General features: G+C 67.1%; 1 protein-coding gene. It reads right to left on the bottom strand.

The window, feature by feature from the left end:
* On the bottom strand, nucleotides 1-1,211 hold a 1,211-nt coding region (locus ON38_RS25545; protein ID WP_157181887.1), incomplete at its 3' end, for a hypothetical protein.
* Nucleotides 1,212-1,352: the final 141 nt, after the last annotated feature.

The raw sequence follows: 1,352 nt of genomic DNA on the forward strand, positions 1-1,352 counted from the left end.
AAAAACACCAACGTCTTCCCCTCCCCCGCCTGCATATTCCCCACACCCGCATCCCGCGCCACCAACATCGCCATCACCTGAGTCCACCGCAACACCCGATGCTTCGGATCACCCCGCCGAATAATCTCCACCATCGCCGCCGCCGACTCGATCCGATCCGGACTCTCCCGAATCATCCAATCCAAACCCTCCGGCGACACCAAACTCCAATCCGTCCCCACATGCCGCGCAAGCACCTCATGCGCCTCCCCCGAATACCTCCCCTCCAGACCCACCCCCTCCGAAGTCCCGTCCTGCGGGTGCGGGACACCCTCGGATTGCGGTTCATTCTGCACACCAGCGGATTCGGGATCCTCCGACCTACCCGGCCCGATGGAGTCATCGGCGGAATCAGTGACGACTCTCGTCGCCGCCCCCTCTTCGGCGCTGCGGGCATCATCCGTTGCCGCTGGTCTCGCGGCCGGATCCTCAGCGGCCTTCGCAACCACACCGGCCTCGGCATCACCACTCGTCGATTCCGGTTTCACCACCGACGGCTCGGAGGACTTGCGCGACGGATCCGCCGAAACCTGTCTTTCCGGGTAGGCGGGCGGCTTCTCGACCGGCTCCACCTTGAAGACGGGCGGCTTCGTATCCGTGGATGTCCTGTTCAGGGGCGGCTTCGGAGCGCCGGCCGGTCCATCCTGACCCGCGTCTGCGGACGCCCGCGAACGAATGGGCGGTTCGGCCGCCGCCGCAGCCGGCCTTACCGGCGTACCGGCGAGCTCCGGACGCTGCGCACCATCGACCTCGGACCGCCGAACTGCCGGATTCTCAGGTGACTCCGCCGATTTACCCACTCCGGCTGTCACCTCGTCGCCACCCTCGGACACACGCGCGGGGGCGTCCTCGGATCTCCCGGTCACCATCACCGGACGCTCCGGCGGCTCAGCAGACTTCCCGGCCGAAGGTGCATCCTCCCCACCTGCGGACATACGCGACACGAGGACATCGATCGGCAGACCTTCCCCACCGATAGCGTCACCGGCCGAGTTCAGGTCGGTGACGATATCGCTCGCCGGTTTCTCCGGTTTCACCCCAGGGCCTTCGAGCGTGTCCACCCGGGCACCGGGCAACTCGTTGAGATCCACTCCCTCGGGAATCAGGGACTTGTCGGGTTTCGCAGCCATCGGCATCCCCACCGACTCGTCGCCGCCGAGGTGCTGGAGCAACCGGGCATGCAATTCCCCCGCCGGCCACACACCCCTACCCGGCTCACCGCCTGGCCGGGCAACCGCACCATCCGCACCCGGCGACACCGACCGCCCCGAACCGGTATCAACGCCCGCCTCCCGACCCCCAACCGACACAGA

Origin of the sequence: Nocardia testacea NBRC 100365 (assembly GCF_000308775.1) — a bacterium.
GTDB classification, from domain to species: domain Bacteria; phylum Actinomycetota; class Actinomycetes; order Mycobacteriales; family Mycobacteriaceae; genus Nocardia; species Nocardia testacea.